The sequence below is a fragment of the Paraburkholderia aromaticivorans genome, assembly GCF_002278075.1.
Taxonomy (GTDB): Bacteria; Pseudomonadota; Gammaproteobacteria; order Burkholderiales; family Burkholderiaceae; genus Paraburkholderia; species Paraburkholderia aromaticivorans.
Map to the genome: position 1 here is coordinate 428,138 of NZ_CP022992.1, position 25,707 is coordinate 453,844.

Annotated in this window: 26 protein-coding genes and 4 pseudogenes; 19 read left to right on the plus strand and 11 right to left on the minus strand. The window is 62.2% G+C overall.

Annotated elements, in window-relative coordinates; genetic code table 11:
* Positions 1 to 63 precede the first annotated feature (63 nt).
* A pseudogene (locus CJU94_RS38410) lies at positions 64 to 1,281 on the plus strand (IS256 family transposase).
* 547 nt (positions 1,282 to 1,828) lie between these two features.
* Here the strand turns inward: CJU94_RS38410 and CJU94_RS38415 are convergent.
* The 11 genes and pseudogenes from CJU94_RS38415 to CJU94_RS42105 all read right to left on the minus strand — a co-directional run.
* Entirely contained in the window at positions 1,829 to 2,242 is a 414-nt protein-coding gene (locus tag CJU94_RS38415; RefSeq protein ID WP_095423734.1) for a putative toxin-antitoxin system toxin component, PIN family, read from the minus strand.
* On the minus strand, positions 2,242 to 2,514 hold the full coding sequence (locus CJU94_RS38420) for a type II toxin-antitoxin system Phd/YefM family antitoxin (protein ID WP_095423809.1): 273 nt from the start codon (positions 2,512 to 2,514) through the stop codon (positions 2,242 to 2,244). Before CJU94_RS38420 ends, CJU94_RS38415 begins: the two co-directional genes overlap by 1 nt.
* Positions 2,515 to 2,712: 198 nt before the next feature.
* Positions 2,713 to 3,153: a hypothetical protein gene (locus CJU94_RS38425; protein WP_095423735.1), complete on the minus strand. Its 441-nt coding sequence runs from the start codon at positions 3,151 to 3,153 to the stop codon at positions 2,713 to 2,715.
* Positions 3,154 to 3,347: 194 nt separating this feature from the next.
* Positions 3,348 to 3,542 (minus strand): annotated as a pseudogene (locus CJU94_RS38430) (integrase core domain-containing protein); the annotation flags it as partial.
* A 122-nt stretch (positions 3,543 to 3,664) separates the two neighbouring features.
* A complete protein-coding gene (gene istB / locus CJU94_RS38435) occupies positions 3,665 to 4,423 on the minus strand; it encodes an IS21-like element helper ATPase IstB (protein ID WP_095423613.1) in 759 nt (252 codons plus the stop codon).
* A gap of 18 nt (positions 4,424 to 4,441) precedes the next feature.
* Positions 4,442 to 5,988 (minus strand): annotated as a pseudogene (gene istA / locus CJU94_RS38440) (IS21 family transposase).
* A 161-nt stretch (positions 5,989 to 6,149) separates the two neighbouring features.
* A complete protein-coding gene (locus CJU94_RS38445) occupies positions 6,150 to 6,815 on the minus strand; it encodes an IS3 family transposase (protein WP_095423737.1) in 666 nt (221 codons plus the stop codon).
* Between the two features lie 38 nt (positions 6,816 to 6,853).
* Complete coding sequence (locus CJU94_RS38450; protein WP_095423738.1) at positions 6,854 to 7,114, minus strand: transposase; 261 nt, start codon at positions 7,112 to 7,114, stop codon at positions 6,854 to 6,856.
* Between the two features lie 69 nt (positions 7,115 to 7,183).
* Positions 7,184 to 8,206, minus strand: a complete 1,023-nt coding sequence (locus CJU94_RS38455; RefSeq protein ID WP_095423739.1) for an IS110 family RNA-guided transposase — start codon at positions 8,204 to 8,206, stop codon at positions 7,184 to 7,186.
* A gap of 76 nt (positions 8,207 to 8,282) precedes the next feature.
* Positions 8,283 to 10,010: a methyl-accepting chemotaxis protein gene (locus CJU94_RS38460; protein ID WP_279636667.1), complete on the minus strand. Its 1,728-nt coding sequence runs from the start codon at positions 10,008 to 10,010 to the stop codon at positions 8,283 to 8,285.
* Between the two features lie 77 nt (positions 10,011 to 10,087).
* A pseudogene (locus CJU94_RS42105) lies at positions 10,088 to 10,235 on the minus strand (IS256 family transposase); the annotation flags it as partial.
* Positions 10,236 to 10,525: 290 nt separating this feature from the next.
* Here CJU94_RS42105 and CJU94_RS42110 point away from each other — a divergent pair.
* The 18 genes from CJU94_RS42110 to CJU94_RS38550 all read left to right on the plus strand — a co-directional run bounded on the left by CJU94_RS42110 (position 10,526) and on the right by CJU94_RS38550 (position 25,705).
* A complete protein-coding gene (locus CJU94_RS42110) occupies positions 10,526 to 10,711 on the plus strand; it encodes an LpxL/LpxP family acyltransferase (RefSeq protein WP_482811958.1) in 186 nt (61 codons plus the stop codon).
* A gap of 336 nt (positions 10,712 to 11,047) precedes the next feature.
* Complete coding sequence (locus tag CJU94_RS38470) at positions 11,048 to 12,139, plus strand: hydrogenase small subunit (protein WP_035483934.1); 1,092 nt, start codon at positions 11,048 to 11,050, stop codon at positions 12,137 to 12,139.
* Positions 12,140 to 12,192: 53 nt separating this feature from the next.
* Positions 12,193 to 14,049, plus strand: coding sequence for a nickel-dependent hydrogenase large subunit (locus CJU94_RS38475; protein ID WP_035483886.1), 1,857 nt, complete (start codon positions 12,193 to 12,195; stop codon positions 14,047 to 14,049).
* A gap of 122 nt (positions 14,050 to 14,171) precedes the next feature.
* Complete coding sequence (gene cybH, locus CJU94_RS38480; protein WP_035483887.1) at positions 14,172 to 14,897, plus strand: Ni/Fe-hydrogenase, b-type cytochrome subunit; 726 nt, start codon at positions 14,172 to 14,174, stop codon at positions 14,895 to 14,897.
* A gap of 14 nt (positions 14,898 to 14,911) precedes the next feature.
* Positions 14,912 to 15,574, plus strand: a complete 663-nt coding sequence (locus CJU94_RS38485) for a HyaD/HybD family hydrogenase maturation endopeptidase (RefSeq protein ID WP_035483890.1) — start codon at positions 14,912 to 14,914, stop codon at positions 15,572 to 15,574.
* Positions 15,575 to 15,584: 10 nt separating this feature from the next.
* Positions 15,585 to 15,890 (plus strand): HypC/HybG/HupF family hydrogenase formation chaperone, encoded by a 306-nt coding sequence (locus CJU94_RS38490; RefSeq protein WP_035483895.1) that lies wholly within the window; start codon positions 15,585 to 15,587, stop codon positions 15,888 to 15,890.
* 25 nt (positions 15,891 to 15,915) lie between these two features.
* Positions 15,916 to 16,398, plus strand: a complete 483-nt coding sequence (locus tag CJU94_RS38495) for a thioredoxin domain-containing protein (RefSeq protein WP_095423741.1) — start codon at positions 15,916 to 15,918, stop codon at positions 16,396 to 16,398.
* A gap of 36 nt (positions 16,399 to 16,434) precedes the next feature.
* Complete coding sequence (locus tag CJU94_RS38500; RefSeq protein WP_035483900.1) at positions 16,435 to 17,268, plus strand: hydrogenase expression/formation protein; 834 nt, start codon at positions 16,435 to 16,437, stop codon at positions 17,266 to 17,268.
* Positions 17,265 to 17,492: a rubredoxin gene (locus CJU94_RS38505; protein ID WP_035483905.1), complete on the plus strand. Its 228-nt coding sequence runs from the start codon at positions 17,265 to 17,267 to the stop codon at positions 17,490 to 17,492. Before CJU94_RS38500 ends, CJU94_RS38505 begins: the two co-directional genes overlap by 4 nt.
* Positions 17,493 to 17,512: 20 nt before the next feature.
* Positions 17,513 to 18,106 carry a [NiFe]-hydrogenase assembly chaperone HybE gene (hybE, locus tag CJU94_RS38510; RefSeq protein WP_082201560.1) on the plus strand — a complete coding sequence of 198 codons (594 nt, stop codon included), beginning with the start codon at positions 17,513 to 17,515 and terminating at the stop codon, positions 18,104 to 18,106.
* Complete coding sequence (locus CJU94_RS38515; protein ID WP_095423742.1) at positions 18,103 to 19,236, plus strand: nickel-dependent hydrogenase large subunit; 1,134 nt, start codon at positions 18,103 to 18,105, stop codon at positions 19,234 to 19,236. Before hybE ends, CJU94_RS38515 begins: the two co-directional genes overlap by 4 nt.
* Complete coding sequence (locus tag CJU94_RS38520) at positions 19,229 to 19,573, plus strand: hydrogenase maturation nickel metallochaperone HypA/HybF (protein WP_035483913.1); 345 nt, start codon at positions 19,229 to 19,231, stop codon at positions 19,571 to 19,573. Before CJU94_RS38515 ends, CJU94_RS38520 begins: the two co-directional genes overlap by 8 nt.
* A gap of 46 nt (positions 19,574 to 19,619) precedes the next feature.
* Positions 19,620 to 20,636 carry a hydrogenase nickel incorporation protein HypB gene (hypB, locus tag CJU94_RS38525; RefSeq protein ID WP_035483914.1) on the plus strand — a complete coding sequence of 339 codons (1,017 nt, stop codon included), beginning with the start codon at positions 19,620 to 19,622 and terminating at the stop codon, positions 20,634 to 20,636.
* Complete coding sequence (locus tag CJU94_RS38530; RefSeq protein ID WP_051224668.1) at positions 20,627 to 20,908, plus strand: HypC/HybG/HupF family hydrogenase formation chaperone; 282 nt, start codon at positions 20,627 to 20,629, stop codon at positions 20,906 to 20,908. Before hypB ends, CJU94_RS38530 begins: the two co-directional genes overlap by 10 nt.
* On the plus strand, positions 20,905 to 22,044 hold the full coding sequence (gene hypD, locus CJU94_RS38535) for a hydrogenase formation protein HypD (RefSeq protein WP_035483917.1): 1,140 nt from the start codon (positions 20,905 to 20,907) through the stop codon (positions 22,042 to 22,044). The genes CJU94_RS38530 and hypD overlap by 4 nt, the downstream gene beginning before the upstream one ends.
* A 68-nt stretch (positions 22,045 to 22,112) precedes the next feature.
* The gene (gene hypE / locus CJU94_RS38540; RefSeq protein WP_425272251.1) at positions 22,113 to 23,105 is read left to right on the plus strand and encodes a hydrogenase expression/formation protein HypE; all 993 of its coding nucleotides are present in this window, start codon (positions 22,113 to 22,115) and stop codon (positions 23,103 to 23,105) included.
* Between the two features lie 87 nt (positions 23,106 to 23,192).
* Positions 23,193 to 24,638: a sigma-54-dependent transcriptional regulator gene (locus tag CJU94_RS38545; RefSeq protein ID WP_095423743.1), complete on the plus strand. Its 1,446-nt coding sequence runs from the start codon at positions 23,193 to 23,195 to the stop codon at positions 24,636 to 24,638.
* 71 nt (positions 24,639 to 24,709) lie between these two features.
* Complete coding sequence (locus CJU94_RS38550; RefSeq protein ID WP_035483938.1) at positions 24,710 to 25,705, plus strand: NADH-quinone oxidoreductase subunit B family protein; 996 nt, start codon at positions 24,710 to 24,712, stop codon at positions 25,703 to 25,705.
* The last annotated feature ends 2 nt before the right edge of the window (positions 25,706 to 25,707 follow it).

The window sequence follows — 25,707 nt, forward strand, 5'->3', positions numbered from 1 at the left end:
TCGCGGCGGACCTATCCGCGATTTCGTGGGCGGGGCATATCATGAGGTGTAAAAGTCATGGATATGCCAATGAAGAAGAAAAGGCAAACTGTAGCGCGTCAGGCAGCGGCCCGAGGGCCGCTGCCTGAGCTGCCCAAGGAACTGCTGGACCAGTTGGTCAAGGGGCCGATGTCGCCGGCCGAGGTGCAGGATCTGATGCTGGCCTTCAACAAGGCGGTCATCGAGCGTGCAATGGGCGCCGAGATGAATCTGCATCTGGGCTACCCACCGGGCCGGCCTAAGCCGCCCGGTCAGGACAACGAGCGCAACGGCGCCAGCGGCAAGACGGTCATCACCGATCGTGGCCCGGTTCGGGTCGATGTCCCCCGCGATCGAGACGGCAGCTTCGAACCAATCCTGATTCCCAAGCACGAGCGCCGTTTCACCGGCTTCGACGAACGCATCATCGCGATGTACGCACGCGGCATGAGCGTGCGCGAGATTCAGGCGTTTCTGGCCGAGCACTACGGCACTGAAGTCTCGCCCGACTTCATCAGCTCGGTCACCGACGAGGTGATGGCCGAGGCGCTGAGCTGGCAGAACCGTCCGCTTGAGCCGATGTATCCCGTGGTGTTCTTCGACGCTTTGCGGGTCAAGATCCGCGACGACGGCGTGGTCAGCAACAAGGCCGTCTATCTGGCCTTGGGCATCCAGGCCGATGGCCAGCGCGACGTGCTGGGGCTCTGAATCGAGCAGACCGAGGGTGCCAAGTTCTGGCTCAAGGTGTTCAACGAACTCAAGACGCGCGGCTGCCAGGACATTCTGATCGCCGTGGTCGACGGCCTGAAGGGGCTGACCGAGGCCATCAACGCAGCCTATCCGCGGACAACCGTCCAGACCTGCATCGTGCATCTGATTCGCAACAGTCTCGAGTACGCCAGCTACAAGGACCGTAAGGCGCTCGCCGCAGCACTGCGGCCGATCTATGCGGCCGCCAGCGAGGACGCCGCAAGACAGGCGCTGCAAGACTTCGCCGACGATCCTTGGGGGGCGAAGTACCCTACGATCGTGCAGTCGTGGCAACGCGCGTGGGAACACGTCGTGCCGTTCTACGTGTTCCCGCCGGAAATTCGACGGGTTGTGTACACCACGAATGCCATTGAAAGTCTGAACATGCAACTGCGCAAGATCATCAAGACGCGCGGCCACTTCCCGAATGACGAGGCGGCCATCAAGCTACTCTGGCTGGCGCTGCGCAATGTGCTGGCCAAGACCGTGCGGGCCGCCTTCGACTGGAAATAAGCGATGAACCAGTTTGCTATCCTGTTCGGCGAGCGATTTATGCAGGCGGGTGGATAGCGTTTGTTCAACCGCCTCGCCCACAAAAATGCGGACAGGTTCAAAATCCGTGATAACAGCGCACCCTGATCAAACGATGCTGTGCTGTTCTGCGGGCCCTTGAGCCATTGTCCAATATAGACTTCTATTCCAGAAATGCAACGGATCAACCTTCAGATGCGCGCAGCGGCGGCAACTCCTGGAGCTAAGTTGCGCGCAACCGTGTATGCAGGTGGTCGCTGCGAACAAAAGGACATGGTAGAAGGATGGATATCCAGATCCAGCGAAAATGTCCAGCGTGCATGTTATGGGAATCTGGCCGGCGTCTCCTGCCTGTGTGAGAGATAGGCGCATGTTGATCCAAGGAGCTTCCCGGGCATGCTTAACGACGCATTTTTCAGAGCAGTCTGAACAGGTCTCTCCTTATCATTGGGACATCTAAACCAATTCGGCGCGACTGAATTCTGCGCGCTTTTTTACAAGTGCGATGCAAATACCAGAGCAGATCCGGTCAGGCTCCGTGCCTTGTCCAGAACTCCGCGGGCGTGATGATGGGATAGCGATTCGACAATACCAGCAGATCCTTGTCCCCTGTGATCAGGTACTGGGCTTTCGCGGCGATCAGGGTCATTAGCACGGGCTGGTCGGCAGGGTCACGCAAATTCTCATCCTGCACTGCTTCAGGCTCGACAATATCGGCCAGGAACATGAGGCTGTCGGCCAGATCGCGAATCTCTGCCCGCGTTATCTGAATCCTTGGCAGACGCGGCAGGACGCGCACCAGTTCATCCAGAATGTAGTGCGACAGCGCAACGTCCAGGCCGCCCTGGCGCCAAGCCTCGACGATGCGCCCGGGCACGCTACCCGGATACGCGAGGCCCGATACCAGCACGTTGGTATCAAGTACGACGCGCAACCCGGACATCAGCGCGCCTTCCGGTCGGCTGCCACCGCTGCCTCGATCTCGGCCAGGCCTTCCTCGGCCGGCACGCCGGCATAAGCCTCGCTGATCCTGCCGCTCAGGGCGTCGAAGCGCTCCTGCATGCGCCGGATACGGGCGAACAGTTCGGCGTCGACCAGGGCCGCGACCGGCTTGCCGTCCTTGTTGATGACAATGCTGTCGTTGCGATACTGCACCTGGTTTAGCATCTCCCCCAGGTTTTGCCGAAAGTTCACGGCACTAACTTCGGTAATCATTGCGCACCCATAAGCAATATGATCAATATAGTCATTATGATCCGGTCGCTGTACGATGTCCAGCATCAGGCGGGCTGCATGACCGCCGAGACATGAGCGTTATAGGGTCAGATGGCGGTCCGGATTCGCCGCGTTCCTGGCAGGGCCGGCGCTTCATTATCGCGGGATATCAGGCGCAGCTTTCCATTTTTGCGCTCACTAACTGACTCTCACCTGGGCGGCTGGCCGCCGCACAGGTAAGAGCTTGTCAGATTCACTTTGGTTGCTGTTGCTCGTATCGGGCTTGCTCTTTCCCGTCGAATGGTGGGGGAAACTGGACAGACGGGCTGCATGCCAGACAGCGCGCAGCGCTTCGAACGTCAAGATCGGACTCCCGCAAGCTTCGTCCACTTCTCCGTCGAGCAGTGTGTCTTGTAAAGCGTTCATTCGATCCTGTAACGACGGATGAGAATCACTTTCTTGCCATTGATCGAACGCAAGCACGACGAACGCAAACAGTGCAAAGTAGATTCCCGTTTTTTGTTTGCATTCGAGTAAGGTCAGCGGCTGGCCTCTGCTATCTGCGTACTTGCCAATGCCCTCCGGAATGAAGCGGGTCGCGAACTCATCGCACGAAAGTTCCTCTGCACGGTGCTCCATCTTTGAGGCATCAGTGCTGGAAGTACCATCTTGCTGATGTTGAACATGACGTACGTGTGGAGCATCGCCCACCCGGACACAAACATTGCCGATTAGCTTGCTAAAGATCCTTATCCGGAAATGAGCCCGGCTCCGGAATGTCCGGAAGGGAATCGCAAGAGGATTGCTGGAATCCCTGTGACCTGCCCCCGGTTTTAGTCCGGACTGCAGTTAGAGTCCGAGGTTAAAAACTGCTGCTTTGCATCGTGCGCCCGGGCGAACTGCACCGGCGTCAGATAGCCGAGTGAGCTATGAGGCCGCTCGGTGTTGTACTCGATACGCCATTCCTCAATCAGCCGCTTGGCGTGGCGCATTGACACGAACCAGTGCTCGTTCAGGCATTCATTGCGTATTCCACGCAAAACGAACATCCATTCCAGGCTAAAGCGAACGCCGATTCCACGGCAAAGCGAACAGGGATTCCACGCCATCGCGCACAAACAGGACGCAGCGACGCGGGAGCTTTGCCTTTTTACTCGGACTGCGACTTCGCAGTCAACCGGCTTCGCGTCTTGCGCATCGATTCACCTGCGAGCGTGATGCGATGAGCGTTGTGTACGAGCCGGTCGAGGATCGCGTCCGCAACAGTGGGTTCGCCGATCGCGTCATGCCAGTGGTCCACTGGCAGTTGGCTTGTCGCCAGCGTGGAGCGATTGCCGTGACGATCGTCGAGGACCTCGAGCAGATCACGTCGCGCGGAGTCGGTGAGTGGAGCCATCGCCAGATCGTCGAGGATGACGATGTCCGTCTTGGCGAGTTGCGCGAGCCAGCGTGCGTAGCGGCCGCTGCCGTGTGCGATGGCCAGTTCCTCGTTGAGTTTGGGCACGCGCAGGTAGCAGACGGAGAAGCCCTGCCTGCATGCCTGAACGGCGAACGCGCAGGCCAACCAACTCTTGCCGAGCCCGGTCGGCGCGACCAGTATCAGGTTCTGGCGCTCCCGAATCCACTCACAGGTCAGCAGCCGAGCGGTGAGCGTACGATCGAGGCCGCGCGCAGTTCGATAGTCGATGTCCTCGGGCGATGCGTCGGGGAACTTCAGTTTCGCGCGGCGCAGCCGCGCGGCTGTTTGTCGCGACTCCCGTTGGCTGGCTTCGCGCTCGACCAGCAGCCCGAGACGTTCCTCGAAGCCCAGCCGGTCGATGCCGTCCTGGGCCTGCTGTTCGGCAAGGGCGGCGGCCATGCCGGTGAGACGCAGTGCGTGCAGTTTGTCGACGGTCGGATGTTCAAGCATAAGAACTCCCTGTTGATTTCAGTGGTAATAGGAAGGCCCACGCACGTTGGCGTGCACGAGCGGCAGGTCGGCCTGGGCAGCAGCCGCTTCGGGCTCCCGGTCCAGGCCGTTCTTCAGCGTCGAGGCAATGAACTTGTAGTTCGGCGCTTTCAGATCGATGGCGCGACGGCAGGCGGCTTCGAGCCGGTCGCGCCCGTAGTCCTTGCCCATGCGCAGCACGTCCAGGCAGGCGCGGTACGCCTGCTGCGGATGCTTGCGCGCGCCGAGCAGGTGCTGGATAACGGCCGCGGTATGCGGACCAATGTCGGTGGCCCAGTTGCGCAGCCGCTGTGGATCGCAGCCCTTCACGACGGCCTGATGTTCCGGCGGCATGTGCGCGTCGATGGTGGTATGGAAACGACGGCGGGCGCTCTTGCCGTGGGCGGCAATGCGCTGACCGCGATGGAAGATCTCGACGGTGTTGGCCGTGACGCGCACATTGACCTGTTCACGCGCGTACCGGTACGACACCGAGTAGTAGTGCTCGTCCACCTCGATGTGATAGTCCGGACCCACGCGGGCCACGATCCACTCCGCGTACTGGTATGGCTTCTCGGGAAGCGGCCGCAGCGCCGGACGATCGAACTCCTCGAACGCGCTGCGTCGACAGCCCGGCAGTTTCTTGAACGGCCGGTTGTTCAGCTCGACAAGCAACGCGGCGACGGCCCGGTTGGCCGCGTCCAGACTGAAGAAGCGCTGGTTGCGCAGCTTCGCGAGAATCCATCTCTGGGCCAGGAGTACCGACAGCTCGGCTTTGGCCTTATCGCGGGGCTTTCTGACACGTGCAGGAATGATGGCCACGGAATAATGCGAGGCCATCTCCAGGTAGGTCGGGTTGATATCTGGCTCGTAGAAATTCGCCTTGCGCACGCCGGACTTCAGGTTGTCGGGCACCAGGACCGCAGGCAGGCCATCATAAAATGCGAAGGCGCGCACATGCGAGCCGATCCAGTCGGGCAACTGCTGCGTCCACGTGAGTTCGGCAAACGTGTAACCGGACACGCCCAGTGCCGCGACGAACGGCCGGCCTCGCGGATCTCGCCGGTGTCGGGATTGATGATGCCGAGCTTCTTGCCCGAGTAGTCGACGAACAGTTTCTGGCCCGGCGCATGCGTTTGCCGCAGCGTGACCGGCAAGCGCTGCGCCCATTCCTGATAGGCCTTGCAGAACCAGCTATAGCCAAAGCCATCCGGGTGTTGCGCCCTGTATTCCTGCCACAGCAGGTCCAGCGTCACGCCCGGTTTGCTGATCTCCCGATGCACCGTCGGCCAGTCAGGCATGCCGCGCGGCAATGCCCGTGGCGCCGGCGGCGGATACAGCTTCGCTTCGAGCGCCGCGTCGTCGCTGGCCAGTTGCGCGGGCAACGGCCAGTCCAGCCCCGCCAGTTTCGCCCGATGCAGGTATTGCCACACCGTGGCTGTCGAGGTGCCGATCGCCTGGGCGATCTCCCGATGGGTGCGGTCGCACTCGAAATGCAGCCGCAAAACTTCACGAATCTTGCGCATGGTCAACCTGATGTTTGCCATCCGGCACTCCCGACAAAATCGTCGAGAGTGCCACTGTTGACCCGCGTCGCTGCTACAGCACCTTGCTGTTCGCTTTCGCGTGGAATCCCTGTTCGTTTTGCCGTGGAATCGGCGTTCGTTTGGCCGTGGAATTCATGTTCGCTTTCGCGTGGAATCCGCGTTCACTTTGCCGTGGAATATTCACATTCATCTCGGAACCGCCCGTTGAAGCTCTCGATGTAGGCATTCTCCACCGGCTTGCCGGGTCGAATGAACGATAGCGTGACGCCGGCTTCGTAGGCCCATGCATCCAGAACCTTACCAGCGAACTCCGGCCCGTTGTCGACCGTGATGGATGCGGGTAAGCCTCGCATCTCCTTGAGTCGCTCGAGCACTTGCTGTACTCGTAAGCCCGGCAGCGAAGTATCAACCTCGATGGCCAGGCACTCGCGCGTGTAGTCGTCGACCACGTTCAGGCATCGAAACCGTCGACCATAGGCCAGCCCGTCAGAAACGAAGTCCATCGACCAGCTCTGATTCGGGCCTGTTGGTAACGGCAGCGGCGTGCGCTCGACAGCCGCAATACGCTTGCGTCGCCGCTTGCGCACGCTCAGTCCCGCCTTGCTGTACAGGCGCCAGATGCGCTTGTGGTTGGCGAAGCAGCCATCCCGCTGCAACAGCACGTGAATCCGGCGATAGCCGTAACGGCGCTTCTGAGCGGCGATGGCCATCATGCGGCCAGTCAGCGCTTCGTCGTCAACCCGGCGACGTGATTCGTAGTGGAACAGCGAGCGCGAAATCCCTACCAGCCCGCAGGCCCGGGTAACACCCATGGCGCGTTCGGTCATCAATATCCGGACCGCTTCGCGCTTGGCCTGCGGGCTTGCTACTTTCGAGCCAGCAGGTCCTTTAGCGCGGCGTTGTCGAGCATCGATTCGGCCAACAGGCGCTTGAGCTTGTTGTTCTCCTGCTCCAGTTCCTTCAGGCGCTGCGCTTCGGAGACCGTCATCCCGCCGAACTTCGCTTTCCAGTTGTAGTAGGTCGCTTCCGAGATGCCGTACTTGCGGCACAGCTCCGCCGGCTTCAGGCCAGCCTCGGCTTCCTTCAAGATGCCGATGATTTGCTCTTCGGTGAATCGCTTTATCATTGCCGTTCCTCTCTGGAACGGACTCTACACCGTCACCGTACTAAACGCGAGGAGCAGGTCATCATACAGTTAAGCTGGTCTTACGCTGACGTGGTGCGCTTCGTAACTGCTGTCATGGGCCAGTATCGCCCAAGCCGTTCGCGCGATCTTGTTCGCCAGAGCGACGGCTGCCACATTGGCGGGCCGCCGCTCCTGAATTCCTTTCTGCCACGCTGTTGGTACCTTCGTGTGACACAGGACCGAGCGGGCTCCATGAATCAGCAGTGTGCGCAGGTACGGGTCACCTCGCTTCGAGATGGAGCCCAATCGGATCTTGCCGCCCGTACCGCTTTGTCTCGGGACAAGACCGAGGAACGCAGCGAATTCACGTCCTGACCTGAAGGTCCTCGCGTCTCCGATGGTTGCGACCAGGGCCGTTGCGGTTAGCCTGCCGATGCCGGGCACGTCGGAAATCGCGCGACACGCCATCTCCTGTTTCTGCCACGCACCAATGCGCTTCTCGAGTTGATCGATATCGTCCTGGAACGCGTCAATGCGACGTAACTGGTCTTGCAGATTAAGCATGATCGATGCTGGAAGTGCATCCTCCAATTCCGCCATGCGTTGCCTTACCTCGGCAAGTCCTGCCGCACGTCCTGTCCGAAACGTCACGCCAAACTCGTAGAGAAACCCACGGAGCTGGTTCACCTGCATTGTTCGAAACTTGATGAGTTGCGAGCGCATTCGGTGCAGGCTCAGCATCGCTTGCTGGTCTTCCGTCTTCGCTGCGACGGTGCGCTTTCCAGGTTGCTGAACCGCAGTCCATATCGCCTTAGCATCCGCCGCGTCGGTCTTGTTCGTTTGGACAAAGGGCCGGATAAACTGCGCATGCAACAACACGACCTCGTGTCCCAATGCCTGAATCTTACGTGCCCACCAGTGAGCGCTCCCGCATGCTTCAAGAGCGGCACGCCCGGCGGGACGCTGGGCAAGAAACGCGATCAGATCATCGCGGCCGAACCGCCGATTCGCAATCTCGCCGGTTTGGGCGTCGACCCAATATAACTGGAACACCCGCTTTGCAACATCCAGTCCGTATGTCGTAGCATTCATTTGGGGCCTCCGTTCCTCAAGTGGTTGTGTCGCAACTCCACTTTGGCACATTGATGCCGTTCGGTTCTGGAGGCCCTCAATTACGTCCTCCTCCCCAATATAGGGAGGGCGGTGTCCATTCCATCTCGTCCCGAAGCGGACGCTTTGCGCTCTCCGCAGCCTTCGGCGCATGCGCACCGTTCAGGCGGAACACCGACACGAGTTCGGCCAGATACCGACCCTGATCCTCGAGCGACTGCGCTGCAGCCGCCGCCTGTTCGACGAGTGCCGCATTCTGCTGGGTCACATGGTCCATCTGCGTCACCGCCTGGTTGACCTGCTCGATGCCGCGGCTTTGCTCTTCCGACGCAGCGGCAATTTCGCCCATGATATCCGTAACCCGCCTCACGGCCTGTGTGACCTCCGACATGGTTTTGCCGGCCTGCTCGACCTCTGCGGTTCCTTCCCGGATCTGCTCGACGGAGGTCGAGATCAGTTCCTTGATTTCCCTGGCGGCGCTCGATGAGCGCTGCGCGAGGCTGCGTACCTCGCTGGCCACGACTGCGAAGCCCCGGCCTTGCTCGCCGGCGCGTGCGGCTTCCACGGCGGCGTTCAACGCGAGAATGTTGGTCTGGAACGCGATCCCTTCAATGATGCTGGTGATCTCGGCGATTTTCGCTGAGCTTTGGTTGATCTGACCCATCGTGCCCACTACGCGACTGACCACAGCGTTACCCTTTTCGGCAACCTCGGACGCATTCGCCGCGAGCGAACTTCCCTGGCGGGCGTTCTCCGCATTGTGCCTGACCGTGGAAGTGAGCTGTTCCATCGACGACGCCGTTTCTTCCAGCGATGCAGCCTGCTCCTCGGTGCGCGATGACAGATCAGTATTGCCCGCGGCGACTTCCTTGGCTGCGGTGCCGATAGAATCCGTCGACGACTTGATGCCAGATACGATCGACACAAGTTTCGCCTGCATATCTCCCAGCGCACGCATCAGTGCGCCCACTTCATCGATCGTGCGTGTGTCGATCGTGCGCGTCAGATCGCCGTGAGCGATCGCCTCGGCGAGGACCACGGCGTCTCGAAGCGGCGGGGCGATGAGCCGCGCAATCCACGTGGCGAGTAGCATGGCGAGAATGGCCGACACGACCACCCCCGCAACGAGCGCGATCTGGGTCCTGACCTGGAGCGAGGCGACCTCCTGTGCGCGCGCGGAGAGCAGCACCGCTTCAGCGTTCGAGACCTCGGCTATGACCGCGCGCATGGAATCCATGCGCTGCTTGCCGGGGTGGGTGCGAAACGAGGCGATGAAGGCGTCCATCTGCACATTGCCCGCGTCCACTGTCCTGCGCTGCTCGATGAGTTTCCCGGCAAAATCCGATACCCACGCCGCTTCCTGCGCCCCGAGCCTGCGAAGTCGCTCCTGCTGCGCGGCATTATCGCTCGTAAGCGCTTGAGCTTTCTCCAGATTCTGCCTGAAGGCATCGCTTCCCTGGTGAAACGGCTCGAGAAATGCGTCGTCTCCGGTAAGTGCATAACCGCGCACGCCGGTTTCCATGTTGATCAGGCTTTCTGCCAGGGCCCGGCTCGCGTCAATCACCTGATAGCTGTGAACGTTCCATGCATTGGCGGCCGTAACGGCTGAAAAAAACGAATAGAACAGCACGCCGAGCACGGCCAGGATGGCGACCACCACGCCAAAGCCCAGATAAAGCTTGTGCGCGACACGAAGATTGGACAGTTTCATGAAGTTCCCACGAATAGTGCATGACAGGCCGGCGGCCGATTCGCGGCAGGCCTTGCGCGAAGCCTGCGCGCCCACTTGACCAGATAACGGCATCTGCCACCAGATCTTGAGGCGCAGGGCGGGGTGATTTCGCCGCTGCTCAGTAACATCTATCTCACCGAGGTAGCCAGACCACTCTCGCCGAGAATCGACTCCGCATCCTTGTTCTGCACGTGCGCCAGCAGTTGATCGATCAGCTCATCGGGGAACAACTTCGGTGCCTTCGGTCTTGCTCTTCTTCGTCAGGGTTGCTTCGGTCACCCGACGACGTTCCACCACTCGACGAGGATCCGCTTGACGATCCGTTCTGACCTTCGGCCCCGGCGTTCATCTCGCCGGGGCCGCTTCTCATTGCCGCCCGTACGCGCGACGGTCCCCGTTTGGCGTCCCGTTCCGTCGCGCGTTGCTCAAGACAGCCTTCTCCTCGTCGGCCGCGCGACGAATTTCATCGTCTCACCTTGAATAGCACGCGACGCCGAACCTATTCCAGCGCGCGACGTAACCGTCTGGCGCGCCTCGGACGTGCGCGGGTCGTACCTTTCGTGACTGAGGTGCTGCCCGAGGGCTACAAGATGATTTTCGAGCCCTTGAAGGACTTCACGTCTGGCGACGATGCCACTGACGCAACCCGCATGAATGCGTTTCTCGAACAGGAAATCGAACGATTGCCCGACCAGTATTACTGGGTAGATCGCCTTTTCAAGAATCTCCCGGCTGATGTGGCTGCGGTGTACTGATGCCCACTGCGTCGCGCTCGCAACCATCGCGGCATCGCTGACAGTTCCCGCGACGTCAGGGACGATGAATGGCAGCGAGGTTGGCATTCCGTTATCGCTTTGTTCGAGACATCGATAAATCATTTATCGATTATCCCGGGCAGCCCTGCCTGCGGACAGACTTCACGATCACATGCTGGAGCCATTCCCAGCAAGGCCGGCATGCCCATGCCTCGCCATCCAACGGCTGTATGGCGCGATATTTGCTTAAGTGGCGGGTGAGTTTGCGCGACCGGCTGCTGGACCGGAGGCCCGACGCACTCCCCACAATAAGCTACAGTCAGGAGACGTTCAGTGATTGAAACGTTCTATGAGGTGATGCGGCGGCAAGGCATCTCTCGTCGCAGCTTCCTTAAATATTGTTCGTTGACCGCCGCCTCCCTGGGTCTGGGTCCGGCCTTCGTGCCGCGAATCGCACACGCCATGGAAACGAAACCGCGTACCCCGGTGCTGTGGCTCCATGGGCTTGAGTGCACCTGCTGTTCGGAATCGTTCATCCGTTCGGCCCATCCGCTCGCAAAAGACGTTGTGCTGTCGATGATTTCGCTCGACTACGACGACACCCTGATGGCGTCGGCAGGCCACCAGGCCGAGGCGATCCTCGACCGTGTCATGACGAAGTACAAGGGCAACTACATTCTCGCGGTCGAAGGCAATCCGCCTCTGAATCAGGACGGCATGAGCTGCATCATCGGCGGCCGTCCGTTCGTCGAGCAACTCAAGCGCGTGTCCGCAGATGCGAAGGCCATCATCTCGTGGGGCTCGTGCGCATCCTGGGGCTGCGTTCAGGCTGCCAAGCCGAATCCGACCCAGGCCACCCCGGTACACAAGGTCATCACCGACAAGCCGATCATCAAGGTGCCAGGCTGTCCGCCGATCGCGGAAGTGATGACCGGTGTCATTACCTACATGCTGACTTTTGACCGCATTCCGGAACTGGACCGCCAGGGCCGGCCGAAGATGTTCTACAGCCAGCGGATTCACGACAAGTGCTATCGGCGTCCGCACTTCGACGCGGGCCAGTTCGTCGAATCATGGGACGACGAGTCGGCTCGCAAGGGTTACTGCCTGTACAAGGTCGGCTGCAAGGGGCCGACGACCTATAACGCGTGTTCGACCACGCGCTGGAACGACGGCACGAGTTTCCCGATCCAGTCGGGACACGGTTGCATCGGCTGCTCCGAAGACGGCTTCTGGGACAAGGGTTCGTTCTATGACCGCCTGACCAACATCAATCAGTTCGGCATCGAGGCGAATGCCGACAAGGTCGGCGGGACCGCAGCCGGTGTGGTCGGCGCAGCAGTGGCTGCGCATGCCGCGGCATCGGTGATCAAACGCATGTCGACCCGCAAGGACGAACGGACTCCCGATCCGAGGGTCGATCATTGATTCCGCAAGCAATTCAACAAACCCGATACTTCCCCATACACGAGATCAGCAGCATGCCAGCTTACTCGACGCAAGGCTTTAATCTGGACGACAGTGGTAGGCGGATCGTGGTTGATCCGGTCACGCGCATCGAAGGACACATGCGCTGTGAAGTCAACCTCGATTCGAACAATGTGATCCGCAATGCCGTCTCGACCGGCACCATGTGGCGCGGTCTGGAAGTTATTCTGAAGGGGCGAGACCCGCGCGATGCCTGGGCGTTCGTCGAACGTATTTGCGGCGTGTGTACGGGCTGTCATGCGCTCGCTTCGGTGCGGGCCGTCGAAGACGCGCTCGGCATCAGCGTGCCGAAGAATGCCTATCTGATCCGCTCGATCATGGCCAAGACGCTGCAGGTGCACGATCACGCCGTGCATTTCTATCACCTGCACGCCCTCGACTGGGTCGATGTACTGGCCGCGCTCAATGCGGATCCGAAGCGTACCTCGGAGCTGCAGCAACTGGTGTCTCCGGAGCATCCACTGTCATCACCGGGCTACTTCCGCGATATCCAGAACCGGCTCAAGCGCTTTGTCGAGAGCGGTCAGCTCGGCCCGTTCAGCAACGCGTACTGGGGCTCCAAGGCCTATGTCCTGCCGCCCGAGGCGAACCTGATGGCGGTCACGCATTATCTCGAGGCGCTCGATCTGCAAAAGGAGTGGGTCAAGATCCATACGATCTTCGGCGGCAAGAATCCGCACCCGAACTATCTTGTGGGCGGCGTGCCGTGTGCGATCAACCTGGACGGCGATCTGGCCGCGGGTGCGCCGATCAACATGGAGCGGCTCAATTTCGTCAAGGCACGCATCGACGAGATCATCGAGTTCAACAAGAACGTTTATGTACCAGACGTGCTTGCGATCGGCACGCTGTACAAGCAGGCGGGCTGGCTTTACGGCGGTGGCCTGTCGGCGACCAACGTGATGGACTATGGCGACTATGCCAAGGTGGCGGGCGACAAGCGCACCGATCAACTGCCCGGCGGCGCGATCCTGAACGGCAATTGGGACGAGGTGCTGCCGGTCGATCCGCGCGATCCGGAGCAGGTACAGGAATTCGTTGCGCACAGCTGGTATCAGTACGCAGACGAATCGCGCGGCCTGCATCCGTGGGACGGCGTGACGGAGCCGAACTACGTGCTCGGCGCGCATACCCAGGGTACCCGGACGCAAATCGAGCGTATCGACGAGAGCGAGAAATACTCGTGGATCAAGTCGCCGCGCTGGCGCGGCCACGCGATGGAAGTCGGTCCGCTGTCGCGCTACATCCTGTCGTACGCGCATGCCAAGGCGGGCAATCAGTATTGCCTGCGGCCGAAGGAGCAGCTTGAATACTCGGTGGAAATGATCAACTCGGCGCTACCGAAGGCGCTCGCTCTGCCTACCACCGATCTGGATCTCAAGACGCTGTTGCCGACCACCATCGGCCGCACGCTGGCACGTGCACTCGAAGGCCAGTACGCCGGCGAAATGATGGCCGACGACTACAACGACCTGATCGACAATCTGCGCGGCGGGGATCTCGCGACCGCGAATGTCGACAAGTGGGATCCGTCGACCTGGCCGAGCGAGGCCAAGGGTGTGGGCGTGGTGGCCGCACCGCGTGGCGCGCTCGGGCACTGGATTCACATCAAGGATGGCCGTATCGAGAATTACCAGTGCGTCGTGCCGACCACGTGGAACGGCAGCCCGCGCGATCCGAGCGGTCAGATCGGCGCATTCGAGGCATCGCTGCTTAATACGCCGATGGTCAATCCGGAACAGCCGGTAGAGATCCTGCGTACGCTGCATTCGTTCGATCCGTGTCTCGCCTGTTCGACCCACGTGATGAGCGAGGACGGCCGCGATCTCGCCACGGTCAAGGTCCGATAGGCACGGTGTGAACGGTTACGGTCCGATGTCCGGTCGAGCATTCAGGGTGCCGCGCCCGACCGGATCCGTCCGACGGGCGTCGGTATATTGACGTCACGGCGTTACATTCAGGAGACGAAGACATGACAACACCTGTCCCGGCAGGTCACGGCGCCAATCAGGCGCGGCAGGATGGCGGCCCCGCAGAGGCGGTCACGGCTGTGTATGTGTACCAGGCGCCGGTCCGGATCTGGCACTGGATCAATGCTGCCGCCATCGTGGTGCTTGCCGTAACCGGATACTTCATCGGTTCACCGATCGCGACCAGACCGGGCGAGGCGAGTGCCAATTTCATGATGGGCTATATCCGCTTCGCGCACTTCTCGGCGGCATATATCTTCACTATCGGCATGCTCGGGCGCGTGTACTGGGCGTTTGTCGGCAACAAGCATGCGCGCGAGCTGTTTCACGTACCGATCTTCACGCGCGCCTACTGGAGCGATCTTGCCTCGATGCTGCGCTGGTACGGCTTCATCTCGAAGCGTCCGAACCGCTATACCGGACACAATCCGCTCGCGCGTTTCGCGATGTTCTTCATCTTCGTGCTCAGTTCGTTCTTTATGATCCTGACCGGCTTCGCACTGTACAGCGAAGGCGCCCAGGCGGGCTCGTGGGAGGACCATCTGTTCGGTTGGGTCATCCCGCTGTTCGGCCAGCCGCAGGATGTGCATACCTGGCATCACCTCGGGATGTGGGTGATCATCGTATTCGTGATCCTGCACGTCTACGCGGCGATCCGCGAAGACATCATGGGGCGGCAGAGTGTCGTCAGCACGATAGTTTCCGGCTATCGGACCCTCAAGGACTAATCGGCAGGGACGTCATGCATAGCCAGCCATTCGTGAATCCGCGACCGCAACCGACCGAGGCAGCGGGACCGATCATCGTGCTCGGTATCGGTAACGTATTGTGGGCCGATGAAGGCTTCGGGGTCCGTTGTGTCGAGCTGCTGCAACAGCGTTACGCGTTCGCCCCGCATGTGCAGCTGGTCGACGGCGGAACGCAGGGGCTTTATCTGATCTCGTACGTGCAGTCGGCCGAACGACTGCTGATTCTCGATGCGATCGATTATGGTCTGGCACCCGGCACGCTGAGGATCATCGAGGACGAGGAAGTACCGAAATTCCTCGGCGCGAAGAAGATGAGCCTCCATCAAACCGGTTTCCAGGAAGTGCTGCAACTGGCCGAGCTGACCGGCCACTACCCGCAGCGCGTGGTGCTCGTCGGCTGTCAGCCCGAGGAGCTCGACGATTACGGCGGCAGTCTGCGTCCGGCCGTGAAGGCTGCGCTGGAGCCCGCCATCGAACGTGCCTGCGAGGTCCTGTGCGAGTGGGGCGCGGAACCGGTGCCGCGTTCGGGCACGCTCGCTCCGGATGAGGCCGTGACCACCGAGCATCTCGCGATCACGCGTTACGAGGCGGAACGCCCGACCGAGCAGGATGCTTGCCGGACCGGCGACGCGCGTTTCTTCTCTCATCACGGTTAAAGGGCATTCAATGTGTATCGGCATTCCGATGCGTGTGCTGGCGGTCGAGCCCGGTAACGCGTTATGTCTCGGGCGCGGCGGACAGCGGCGCATCTCGACCATCCTCGTCGGCGAGTGCCGCGCGGGGGACTGGTTGCTGGTATTTCTCGACTCGGCGCGCGAACGTATCGATGCCGCACGTGCGGCGGAGATAGACGCAACGCTCGATTTGCTGCAGGCCGCGCTGACCGATCAGCCGGCAGCGGCGGGCGAAGCCGCGTTTTCATTGCCATCGGCCATGACGGCCGAGCAACTCGCGGCGCTGGTCGGCCGATGAACCTTCAGCCCATGAGGAGTGGTTGATGCAAAACGAAACGGCGATCTTTGCCGCCCCGCTGCCGGTTGCATCAGGTGCCGTGCCGCCGCTCATAGCCCGTTTGCTCGACCAGTTCGAGGCGCAATGGGTGGACCCGGCTTCGATTGACTCCTGGCTGGCCGCCGAGGGCTTCGGCGTGTTGCTGATTGCCGGCGACCCGGTACGCTTTCCAGAGTCGCTCGATGTCGCCGTGGTGCTGCCCGAGTTGCGGGCCGCCTGCGGTCAGCAGTTTCGGATCGGCATCGTGCGTGCCGAGCACGAGGAGGCACTCGCGGCGCGCTTCGGCGCGCGGCGCCGCCCGACGCTGGTCTGCGTGCGCGACGGCGGCTACCTCGGGGAGCTGGCCGGCATGCTCGACTGGGACGATTACGTGAGTCAGCTCACGGCGATCTTCGAACGTCCTGCTTCGCGGCCGCCGTCGGTCGGGATTCCGGTGGTGACGGTGAATGGCGGCTCCGGCTGTCATTGAGCGGCAATTGAGCGGTATTCCTGGGAACGCATCAAGATGAATCCATTTCCGATTCCGGTCGTCGCGCTGGGCCCCGGCTCGCAGATCGAGGACGACACACTCGATTACATGCATATGCCTCGGGGCATGAATACCTTCCGGCCGCCCGTGCTGCCCGACGCCGAGAATCTTGCCGGTCATACGCCGACCAAGGTCGTGCTGCACGCGATTCTCGATGCGTTGGCCGAGACCGTTGCGGACGCACGGAACCGGTTGATCGACCTCTCGAGACTCGCCTCGGACGATCATCGGTTGCTCAACCAGATACTGGGCGAGGGCGAAGTGGGTGCGAGGGTCGAGGGCGAGTACGAGGCTCTGATCCAGGAGTCTGTTTTCGCCGGGGTGTGGCACGTCGTGACGCGTACAGCGGATTATATCGAGGTCGGCGATGCGCCCGGCGTGCTGGTCAAGGCGGCACGGCACGAGGCGCAGGAACTGCGCATGCCGGAATCGATTCCCGACGAAGTGATGAATGCGCCGTCGATACTCACGGAACTACACGATCAGGTAAACGTGTGGCAACCTGGTGCGTTGCCACACGTGGTGAATCTGACGCTTCTGCCCCTGTCCGGACGCGACGTGGATTTTCTCGACAGCACGCTGGGCCAGGGCGATGTAACGGTACTGTCGCGCGGCTACGGAAACTGCCGGATCAGCGCAACCCGCACGCGTTGCTGCTGGCGCGTGGTTTACTTCAATTCCGAAGATGCGATGATTCTGAACACGATCGAGGTCACGGATCTGCCGGAAGTCGTGCGCGCGGCACCTGACGATTTGCGCGACTCGCACGAGCGGCTCGTCGAGGTGCTGAGCTGGGTGGAGCAGGCATGAGCGGATCCATTCCGAGCGGCTTCGAAGGCAGCTACCGCGGCGATCTCGAGCGCCTGCCGGAGACCACGAAGCTCGAGTGCAAGATCTGCTGGTGGGTTTACGATCCGGCAGTGGGCGATCCGGTCTGGCAGATTCCGCCCGGCGTGCCGTTCTCGGCGCTCCCGCCGCATTGGCGCTGTCCGAATTGCGATGGCGACGCCGATCAGTTCATGGTGCTGCGCTAGCGGTGGTACGGGAGGAGATCATGCAAGGCATGTCTATGCAGAGGGCCGGCGGCGATGCGGCAGACCCGCAACTCGCCGCCCGTGTCGCTGTGCTCGAACACGCCTTCACGACGATCGCCCACGAGCGGATGGCGGGCTTGCCAGTGCTGAATCCGAATCTTTCGGTCGAGGCCATCGGCTTCGAACGCGTGGCCGGCGCAGCCGACGAGGCAGGTCATGCTCTGGGCATACTCGCTACGCCGTGGTTCATGAGTCTGGTCTGGCTGCCACTGTCGCCGTCGGTCGCCGGTCGCGCAGACGGCGGCGTGCCGGCGGTGTCTCCTGACCAGGTCGGTCCGCGGACCTTTGGCGAACACACATTCGACTTCATGCCGAACTGGCAATCCGGTCTCGGCGCGTTCGAGTCGTGTTCGCTGGTTTCGCCGATGGACGAGTTCGCGAGTCAAGCCGATGTGCGCGCGATAGCCGTCGAAATTCTGCGTGTTCTGCGCACGGCTCGGGACCGTCAGGATGTCTCGCCCCAACGAACGCCGGCACGTATGGCTGGTGCGCCGCTGGATCGGCGCCGCTTCCTGTTCGGCGGACTGAGTGCGGCCGAAGGGATCAAGACATGACGATGCAAAGCGCGCTGAGCGGCTCGCTCGCGATTTATCCCGGTTGTGTGCCGGCCATTTCGGGCCAGCGGCCGATGCTGGCCGAGCGCATCCTGTCGGGCAAGCCGGCCGGGTTCGCGCTGCGCCTGCTGCCGCAGTTGTATGCGCTATGCGGCGAGGCGCACAGGTTGTGTGCGACCTTGGCGGTGAACGCAGCGCTCGGTCTGTCCGACTCTGCAAGCGGCGAGCACGCCGAGCGGCTGGCCGATGAAACGGCACGCGAGCATATCCGGCGGATCTGGCTGGACTGGCCGATTCGCCTGTCGTCGTCGAGCGCCGTGATGGCGGCGGGATTCGGATTGAGCGAACTGGCGCGCTGTGCGCTGTTGAAGCCGGCAGGCACGCGCGACGAGGCGGCGGGGCACTGGGTCGAGGAATGCATGCTCGGTACGACAGTCGGAAACTGGCTCGCGGGCTGGCAGGACGATCCGGGCGGCTGGCTCGACGCATGGAGCCGGCGCAGCGATGTCTGGCCGGCCCGCTTGCTGGCCCGATGCCGGGAGCATGCGCAGCTGACCGGCGCGGCCCGGCCTTTGGCGGTGCATGCGGACCCCGTAGCGCTGCGCGAACTGGCTCGCGAGATCGAGGCATCCGCAAGCTTTGCAAGCGAGCCGGTCTGGAATCACGTCGCATGCGAAACCGGTTGTTGGACGAGACTCGGTACGAATGTTCGTGGCATCGTGTTCGATACGGCATGGTTGCGTCTTGGTGCGCGTATTGCCGAGCTGGCCGGCTTGATGGTGATGCCGCGTGATCCGGCACGGTCTGCGGAAGCGTTGCAATGCGGGGCACTGCGTATCGAGCCGGGGCAGGCACTAGGCTGGTGCGAGATGGCGCGCGGGCTGTTGCTGCACTGGGTTCGCGTGCGCGAGACGCAGCACGGGCCGGTTATCGACGGGTACCGGATCGTCGCGCCGACCGAATGGAATTTTCATCCGCGCGGGGCGCTCGCGCGCACGCTCGAGGGTCTTGGGCCCGTTGAGGGTGCCGTTGACCGGCAGCGCATCGGCGCGCTCGTCGCGGCTTACGATCCCTGTGTGGCCTACACGGTCGAATACGCTCACGATGTTCGGCAGGTGTGCGATGCATGAAGTAGGCCTAGCCGGTGGTATTCTCAGGGTGGTCGAACAGACCGCCGAGCGCGAGCGTTTCCGCCTTGTGGTGCAGCTGCGGCTTGAAGCGGGCCGGTTCTGCGCGGTCGATGTGCGCGCGCTGCGTTTCGCGCTTGAGGCGATCGCGCCGGGAACTCTGCTTGAAGGGGCCGAGATTCTGATCGACGAAGCCCCGGGTCGGGCGTGGTGCTGGACCTGCGAGATCGAGGTGGCGCTCATGCAGCGCGGCGACAGCTGTCCGAACTGCGGTGGCTATCGATTGCAGGCTCGGGCAGGTACGGAGTTACGCGTGATTGATATGCGGGTAGAAGATTAGTGCGCGCATCGAGCGCACTGGCGGGATCATTCGACAGGAGAGGGATATGTGTGTCGTATGCGGTTGCGGTACGGGGGCGCAAGGCGCCGGGCAGGCTGTTGACACTGTAGGCGAAAGCGGGCATGAGCATGGGTCGGACCTTCTGCATTTCGGTCAGGGACCCGCCCGCGTGTCGGTGCCCGGCATGAGCCAGGAGCGGGCGATCCGGGTCGAGCAGGATGTGCTCGGCGAGAACAATCGTTATGCCTCGGCCAACCGCCGGCATTTCGAGGCACATGGCGTGATGGCCTTGAATCTTGTGTCGAGTCCGGGTGCGGGCAAGACCACCTTGCTGTGCACGACGATCGAGGCCCTGCGGCGCCGCACGGATCTGGCAGTCGCCGTGATCGAAGGCGATCAGCAGACAAGTCTGGACGCGCAGCGGATCCGTGACTCGGGCGCGCCGGCGATTCAGGTCAATACCGGCAAGGGGTGTCATCTGGATGCGCAGATGGTGGCCGAGGCATTCGACAGACTGCCGCTGCATGCGGGTGCCCATGACGCGCATCATCACAATCATCATGACGGTGGTCACAACCATAGCCACAGCCACGAACATCACCCTCACGCGGATCATGATCATGGCAGCGTGTTGTTTATCGAAAACGTCGGGAATCTAGTGTGTCCTGCGATGTGGGATCTCGGCGAAGCGGCAAAGGTTGTGATCCTGTCGGTGACCGAGGGCGAGGACAAGCCGCTGAAGTACCCCGACATGTTCGCGGCGGCGCGCCTGATGATCCTGAACAAGACGGATCTGCTGCCGCATGTGCGCTTCGACGTCGAGCGCTGCCTCGACTACGCGCGACGCGTGAATCCCGAACTCGAAGTACTGCAGCTGTCGGCCCAGACCGGCGAGGGGCTCGATGCATGGGTCGACTGGATCGTGGCCGTGCACGCCGGTATACAAGGGAACGACGCCGACGTCGCAGCGCGCTTGCGTGCCGAGCGTATCGCGGCGCTCGAACATGAACTCGCGCATTTGCGCGAACAGGGCGATGCACAGCGGAGTCCGTCATGTGCCTAGCCCTGCCTGCACGGGTACTCGAACTGCAGCCGGGCGAACAGGGTGTGGTCGAACTGAACGGGGTGCGCAAGACCGTGTCGCTGGGACTTGTGCCCGATACCCGGCCCGGCGATTACGTGATCGTGCATGTCGGTTATGCGATCGGCAAGATCGATCCGGCCGAGGCCGAGCGCACGTTGCAGATGTTTGCCGAGATCGACGGGATCACCGAACCGGCCTCAGGGGCCGGCTCGGCAGGACTGGAATCTTCACGTCAGCCGAACCCAGCATGAAATATATCGACGAGTTCCGCGACGGCGAGATCGCGCAGCATATCGCGGCACAGATTCGCGCACATGCCGGTGCAAACCGGCAATACAGCTTCATGGAGTTTTGCGGCGGTCATACGCATGCGATCTCGCGCTATGGCATTGCCGGGCTGCTGCCCGATAACGTCAACATGATTCATGGCCCGGGTTGCCCGGTCTGCGTGCTGCCGGTCGGCCGAATCGACCTGGCATTGCAGCTCGCGCTCGAGCGCGACGTGATCCTCTGTACCTATGGCGATACGATGCGGGTGCCGGCGTCGGCCGGCATGTCCCTGAGCCGCGCCAAGGCGCTCGGTGCCGATATCCGCATGGTTTATTCGGCAGCAGATGCACTGAAGCTGGCCCGGCGCCATGCCGATCGCGAAGTTGTGTTCCTCGCGATCGGTTTCGAAACCACCACGCCCCCGACCGCGATAGTGATTCGCGATGCACGGGCGGCCGGCGTGACCAATTTCAGCGTGCTGTGCTGCCATGTCCTTACGCCATCGGCGATCACGCACATCGTCGAGTCGCCCGAAACGGGCGCGCTCGGCCTTGCGCCGCTCGACGGCTTCGTCGGTCCGGCGCACGTGAGTATCGTGATCGGTACCGCACCGTACGAACGCTTCGCGCACGAATACGCAAAACCGGTCGTGATCGCGGGCTTCGAGCCGCTCGACGTGATGCAGGCCATTCTGATGCTGATCAGGCAGGTCAACAGTGGCCGGGCCGAAGTCGAGAACCAATTCACCCGAGCCGTGACGCGTGACGGCAATCTGCATGCGCAGAACCTGATGTCCGAGGTTTTCGAATTGCGCGATTCCTTCGAATGGCGTGGCCTCGGCGAGGTTCCACACAGCGCATTGCGGATTCGCGCCGAATACGGCCAGTTCGATGCCGAACGGCGTTTCGATCTCAGCTATCGCCGGGTGCCCGACAACAAGGCCTGCGAATGCGGCGCGATCTTGCGCGGCGTGAAGAAGCCGGTCGACTGCAAGTTGTTTGGTACGGTCTGTACCCCGGAGAATCCGATGGGTTCGTGCATGGTGTCCAGCGAAGGCGCTTGCGCCGCACATTATTCGTTTGGCCGCTTCAGGGACATCCCGGTGGTGGTGGCATGAGCGACAAGCGTAACGATCGTCCCGGCGGCTATGTCCGGCCGCTGAATCTGAAGCAGGGCCGTGTCGAAATGGGGCATGGCGCGGGCGGGCGAGCTTCCGCGCAGCTGATCGAGGAGTTGTTTGTCGCGGCGTTCGATAACGACTGGTTACGACAAGGCAATGATCAGGCCGCATTCGGAGTGCCTGCGGGCGCGCGCATGGTGATGTCGACGGATGCGCATGTTGTGTCGCCACTGTTTTTCCCGGGCGGCGATATCGGCAGTCTGTCGGTGCACGGCACGATAAACGACGTGGCCATGTCCGGCGCGCAACCGCTGTACCTGGCCGCGAGCTTCATCATCGAGGAAGGCTTAGAGCTCGCCGAGCTCAAGCGTATCGTGCATTCGATGGCGGCCGCGGCGCGCGCGGCCGGCGTGCCAGTCATCACGGGCGATACCAAGGTTGTCGAGCAGGGCAAGGGCGACGGGGTGTTCATCACCACCACCGGGGTCGGTGTTGTGGCGCCCGACATCCACGTGGATGGTGCTGCTGCCCGGCCCGGCGACGCGATCATCGTGTCGGGCAGCATCGGCGAACATGGCATGGCGATCATGTCGAAGCGCGAATCGCTCGAATTCGACAGCGAGATTCGCTCCGACAGCGCCGCGCTGCACGGGCTCGTCGCGGCCATGCTGGCTGCCGTTCCCGGCGTACGGGTGCTGCGCGATCCGACCCGCGGCGGGCTCGCGACCACGCTTAACGAAATCGCCTCGCAGTCCGGCGTCGGCATGACACTCGATGAAGCCGCGATTCCGATCTTGCCCGAGGTCGAGGCGGCCTGCGAGCTGCTTGGCCTGGACCCGCTCTATGTCGCGAACGAGGGCAAGCTGGTCGCGATCTGCGCGGCCGACGATGCCGCACGCCTGGTCGGGGTCATGCGCGCCCACCCGCTGGGTACGCGCGCGCAGCGGATCGGTATCGTGACCGAAGACCCTAACTGCTTCGTGCAGATGAAAACGAAGTTCGGCGGCACGCGCATGGTCGACTGGCTTTCGGGCGAGCAACTGCCGCGCATCTGCTAGCCTCGTACCGACGCAAAGTGTACTTCGGTTGGAACAGCCCTCGACAATTGCAGCAGCAATAGCACTAGCAACATTAATAGTCCGCACATGCCCAACATGCAGCCAGCCGTTCTGGTGGTTGACGACGAGGTCCACTCGCTCGATGCGATCCGGCGCACACTGGAAGAGACATTTCCGATCCTGACGGCCAGTTCGGCAGACAGGGCGAAGGAGATACTCGACCAGCGGTCGGTATCGGTGGTCCTGTGCGACCAGCGCATGCCGGGCCTGACAGGGGTCGAGTTTCTCAAGCAGGTACGCGAGCGCTGGCCGCATATCGTGCGCATCATCATCTCCGGGTACACCGATCTCGAAGACGTGATCGCAGGTATCAACGATGCCGGCATCTATTGCTACATCCAGAAGCCGTGGGCGCCGGATCATCTGCTGGCCACGATCCGTCAGGCCGTCGACACGCAGGGTCTGCGCGGCGATCTGCAGCGGCTCGATCTGGAACTGCGCTCGAGCCCGAGCGTGCTGCTGCAGCGCCGTAGCGAGAAGATGGCGCGGGTGCGAGACGAATTCAGTTTCGAACGCATCGTGCGCGCGCCGGGCAGTCCGGTCGATCCGGTCTGCGAGGTCGCCGCGCGGGTGGCCCGCTACGATCTGCCGGTCCTGGTGCAGGGCGAATCCGGTACCGGCAAGGAACTGCTCGCGCGCGCGATCCATTATGCGAGCCCGCGCGCAGACCAGGCCTTTGTCGTGGAAAACCTCGCATCCATTGCGGACCCCCTGATCGAATCGGAGTTGTTCGGTCACAAGCGCGGGGCGTTCACGGGGGCGTACGAAGATCATATCGGCCTGTTCCAGCGCGCCGACGGTGGCACGGTCTTTCTCGACGAGATCGGCGACACGTCGCCGGCCCTGCAGGTCAAGCTGCTGCGTGTGTTGCAGGAGGGCGAGGTCCGGCCGGTGGGATCGACCCGGACTCTGCAGGTCGACGTGCGCTTGATCGCGGCGACCCATCGCGATCTGGAAACGGCGGTCCGTGAAGGCCGTTTTCGTGAAGATCTATACTACCGGCTGGCCGGCATCACGTTGGCCATGCCGCCGCTGCGCGAGCGTCCGGGCGATCTGCCGGCGATCGCCGCGCGTTTGCTCGAGCAGGCCGCGCGCGATCTGGGCCGTGAAGCGTTGACATTCTCGGCGGATGCATTGAGCACGCTGGTGACCTATCCGTGGCCCGGCAACATCCGCGAGTTGCGCAATGAAATCTATCGCGCGGTGGTGCTCAGCGAAGACCACTGTATCCGGAGCACCGCCTTTTCGCGCAAGGTGCAGTATGGCCAGGTGGGCCAGACGGTGCCGGGCATGAACCATGGCATACCGGCAACCGGCACGCTGCAGGAGCGGCTCGATGCGATCGAGGCCGTGGTGCTGAAGGAAGCCTTGTTGCGCCACCGATGGAACAAGACCCGGGCCGCGCAGGAGCTCGGGCTGTCGCGCGTCGGGCTGCGACAAAAGCTGCTGCGTTTTCGCCTGGAGGAGAAATGACTGCTGCCTGTCATGACGCGGACCGCATCGATAATGCTGGGCACCTCGCGGTGCCACCGTCGTCCCGTACGCTGAATGTCCTGTGGCTGCAGTCCGGCGGCTGCGGAGGCTGCAGCATGTCGCTGCTCTGTGCCGATACGGTGGACTTTTACGGGGCACTCGATGGCGCCGGCGTGAGTCTGCTGTGGCATCCGTCCGTGTCGCTCGAAAGCGGTACCGAGTTGCTGCAGGTGCTCGATCGTTGCGTGAGCGGGGAGATCCCGCTTGACGTGCTGTGCATCGAGGGCTCGATGCTGCGCGGTCCGAACGGAACCGGACGCTTCCATCTGCTGGCCGGTACTGACGTGCCGATGATCGACTGGGTACGCCGTCTTGCTGCAGTCGCGCACCATACCGTGGCAATTGGCACCTGCGCGGCATTTGGCGGTGTGACTGCCGGCGGCTCCAATCCTACCGATGCATGCGGCCTGCAATACGACGGCGACGAGCCGGGCGGGCTGCTCGGCGTGGAGTTCCGCGGCCGGGGCGGACTGCCGGTGATCAATGTCGCCGGATGTCCGACCCATCCGGGCTGGGTCATTGATACGCTGATGCTGTTGTCGGCCGGCCTGCTGGACCGGAACGGGCTCGATACGCTGGGCCGCCCGCGTTTCTATGCGGACTATCTCGTCCATCATGGTTGCACGCGCAACGAATACTACGAATTCAAGGCGAGTGCCGAAAAGCCGTCCGATCTCGGTTGCATGATGGAAAACATGGGCTGCAAGGGAACCCAGGCGCATGCGGATTGCAATACGCGTCTGTGGAACGGTGCCGGCTCGTGCACGCGTGGCGGGTATGCGTGCATCAGCTGTACCGAACCCGGCTTCGAGGAACCCGGGCATCCGTTTCATGAAACGCCCAAGGTAGCGGGTATCCCGATCGGTCTGCCGACCGATATGCCGAAGGCATGGTTCGTCGCGCTTGCGTCGTTGTCGAAATCCGCCACGCCGAAGCGCGTGAAGATGAACGCGACTTCGGATCATGCGGTGATTGCGCCGGCGGTCCGCAAAAGCCGGCTCAGGTAGGA

Bases quoted from the DNA above. Each gene is read 5' to 3' on its own strand.
- CJU94_RS38415 (WP_095423734.1), bottom strand. From the start codon at position 2,242: ATGTCCGGGTTGCGCGTCGTACTTGATACCAACGTGCTGGTATCGGGC.
- CJU94_RS38420 (WP_095423809.1), bottom strand. From the start codon at position 2,514: ATGATTACCGAAGTTAGTGCCGTGAACTTTCGGCAAAACCTGGGGGAG.
- CJU94_RS38425 (WP_095423735.1), bottom strand. From the start codon at position 3,153: ATGGAGCACCGTGCAGAGGAACTTTCGTGCGATGAGTTCGCGACCCGC.
- istB (WP_095423613.1), bottom strand. From the start codon at position 4,423: ATGCTTGAACATCCGACCGTCGACAAACTGCACGCACTGCGTCTCACC.
- CJU94_RS38445 (WP_095423737.1), bottom strand. From the start codon at position 6,815: ATGACCGAACGCGCCATGGGTGTTACCCGGGCCTGCGGGCTGGTAGGG.
- CJU94_RS38450 (WP_095423738.1), bottom strand. From the start codon at position 7,114: ATGATAAAGCGATTCACCGAAGAGCAAATCATCGGCATCTTGAAGGAA.
- CJU94_RS38455 (WP_095423739.1), bottom strand. From the start codon at position 8,206: ATGAATGCTACGACATACGGACTGGATGTTGCAAAGCGGGTGTTCCAG.
- CJU94_RS38475 (WP_035483886.1), top strand. From the start codon at position 12,193: ATGCCAGCTTACTCGACGCAAGGCTTTAATCTGGACGACAGTGGTAGG.
- cybH (WP_035483887.1), top strand. From the start codon at position 14,172: ATGACAACACCTGTCCCGGCAGGTCACGGCGCCAATCAGGCGCGGCAG.
- CJU94_RS38485 (WP_035483890.1), top strand. From the start codon at position 14,912: ATGCATAGCCAGCCATTCGTGAATCCGCGACCGCAACCGACCGAGGCA.
- CJU94_RS38490 (WP_035483895.1), top strand. From the start codon at position 15,585: ATGTGTATCGGCATTCCGATGCGTGTGCTGGCGGTCGAGCCCGGTAAC.
- CJU94_RS38495 (WP_095423741.1), top strand. From the start codon at position 15,916: ATGCAAAACGAAACGGCGATCTTTGCCGCCCCGCTGCCGGTTGCATCA.
- CJU94_RS38500 (WP_035483900.1), top strand. From the start codon at position 16,435: ATGAATCCATTTCCGATTCCGGTCGTCGCGCTGGGCCCCGGCTCGCAG.
- CJU94_RS38505 (WP_035483905.1), top strand. From the start codon at position 17,265: ATGAGCGGATCCATTCCGAGCGGCTTCGAAGGCAGCTACCGCGGCGAT.
- hybE (WP_082201560.1), top strand. From the start codon at position 17,513: ATGCAAGGCATGTCTATGCAGAGGGCCGGCGGCGATGCGGCAGACCCG.
- CJU94_RS38515 (WP_095423742.1), top strand. From the start codon at position 18,103: ATGACGATGCAAAGCGCGCTGAGCGGCTCGCTCGCGATTTATCCCGGT.
- CJU94_RS38520 (WP_035483913.1), top strand. From the start codon at position 19,229: ATGCATGAAGTAGGCCTAGCCGGTGGTATTCTCAGGGTGGTCGAACAG.
- hypB (WP_035483914.1), top strand. From the start codon at position 19,620: ATGTGTGTCGTATGCGGTTGCGGTACGGGGGCGCAAGGCGCCGGGCAG.
- CJU94_RS38530 (WP_051224668.1), top strand. From the start codon at position 20,627: ATGTGCCTAGCCCTGCCTGCACGGGTACTCGAACTGCAGCCGGGCGAA.
- hypD (WP_035483917.1), top strand. From the start codon at position 20,905: ATGAAATATATCGACGAGTTCCGCGACGGCGAGATCGCGCAGCATATC.
- hypE (WP_425272251.1), top strand. From the start codon at position 22,113: ATGGGGCATGGCGCGGGCGGGCGAGCTTCCGCGCAGCTGATCGAGGAG.
- CJU94_RS38545 (WP_095423743.1), top strand. From the start codon at position 23,193: ATGCCCAACATGCAGCCAGCCGTTCTGGTGGTTGACGACGAGGTCCAC.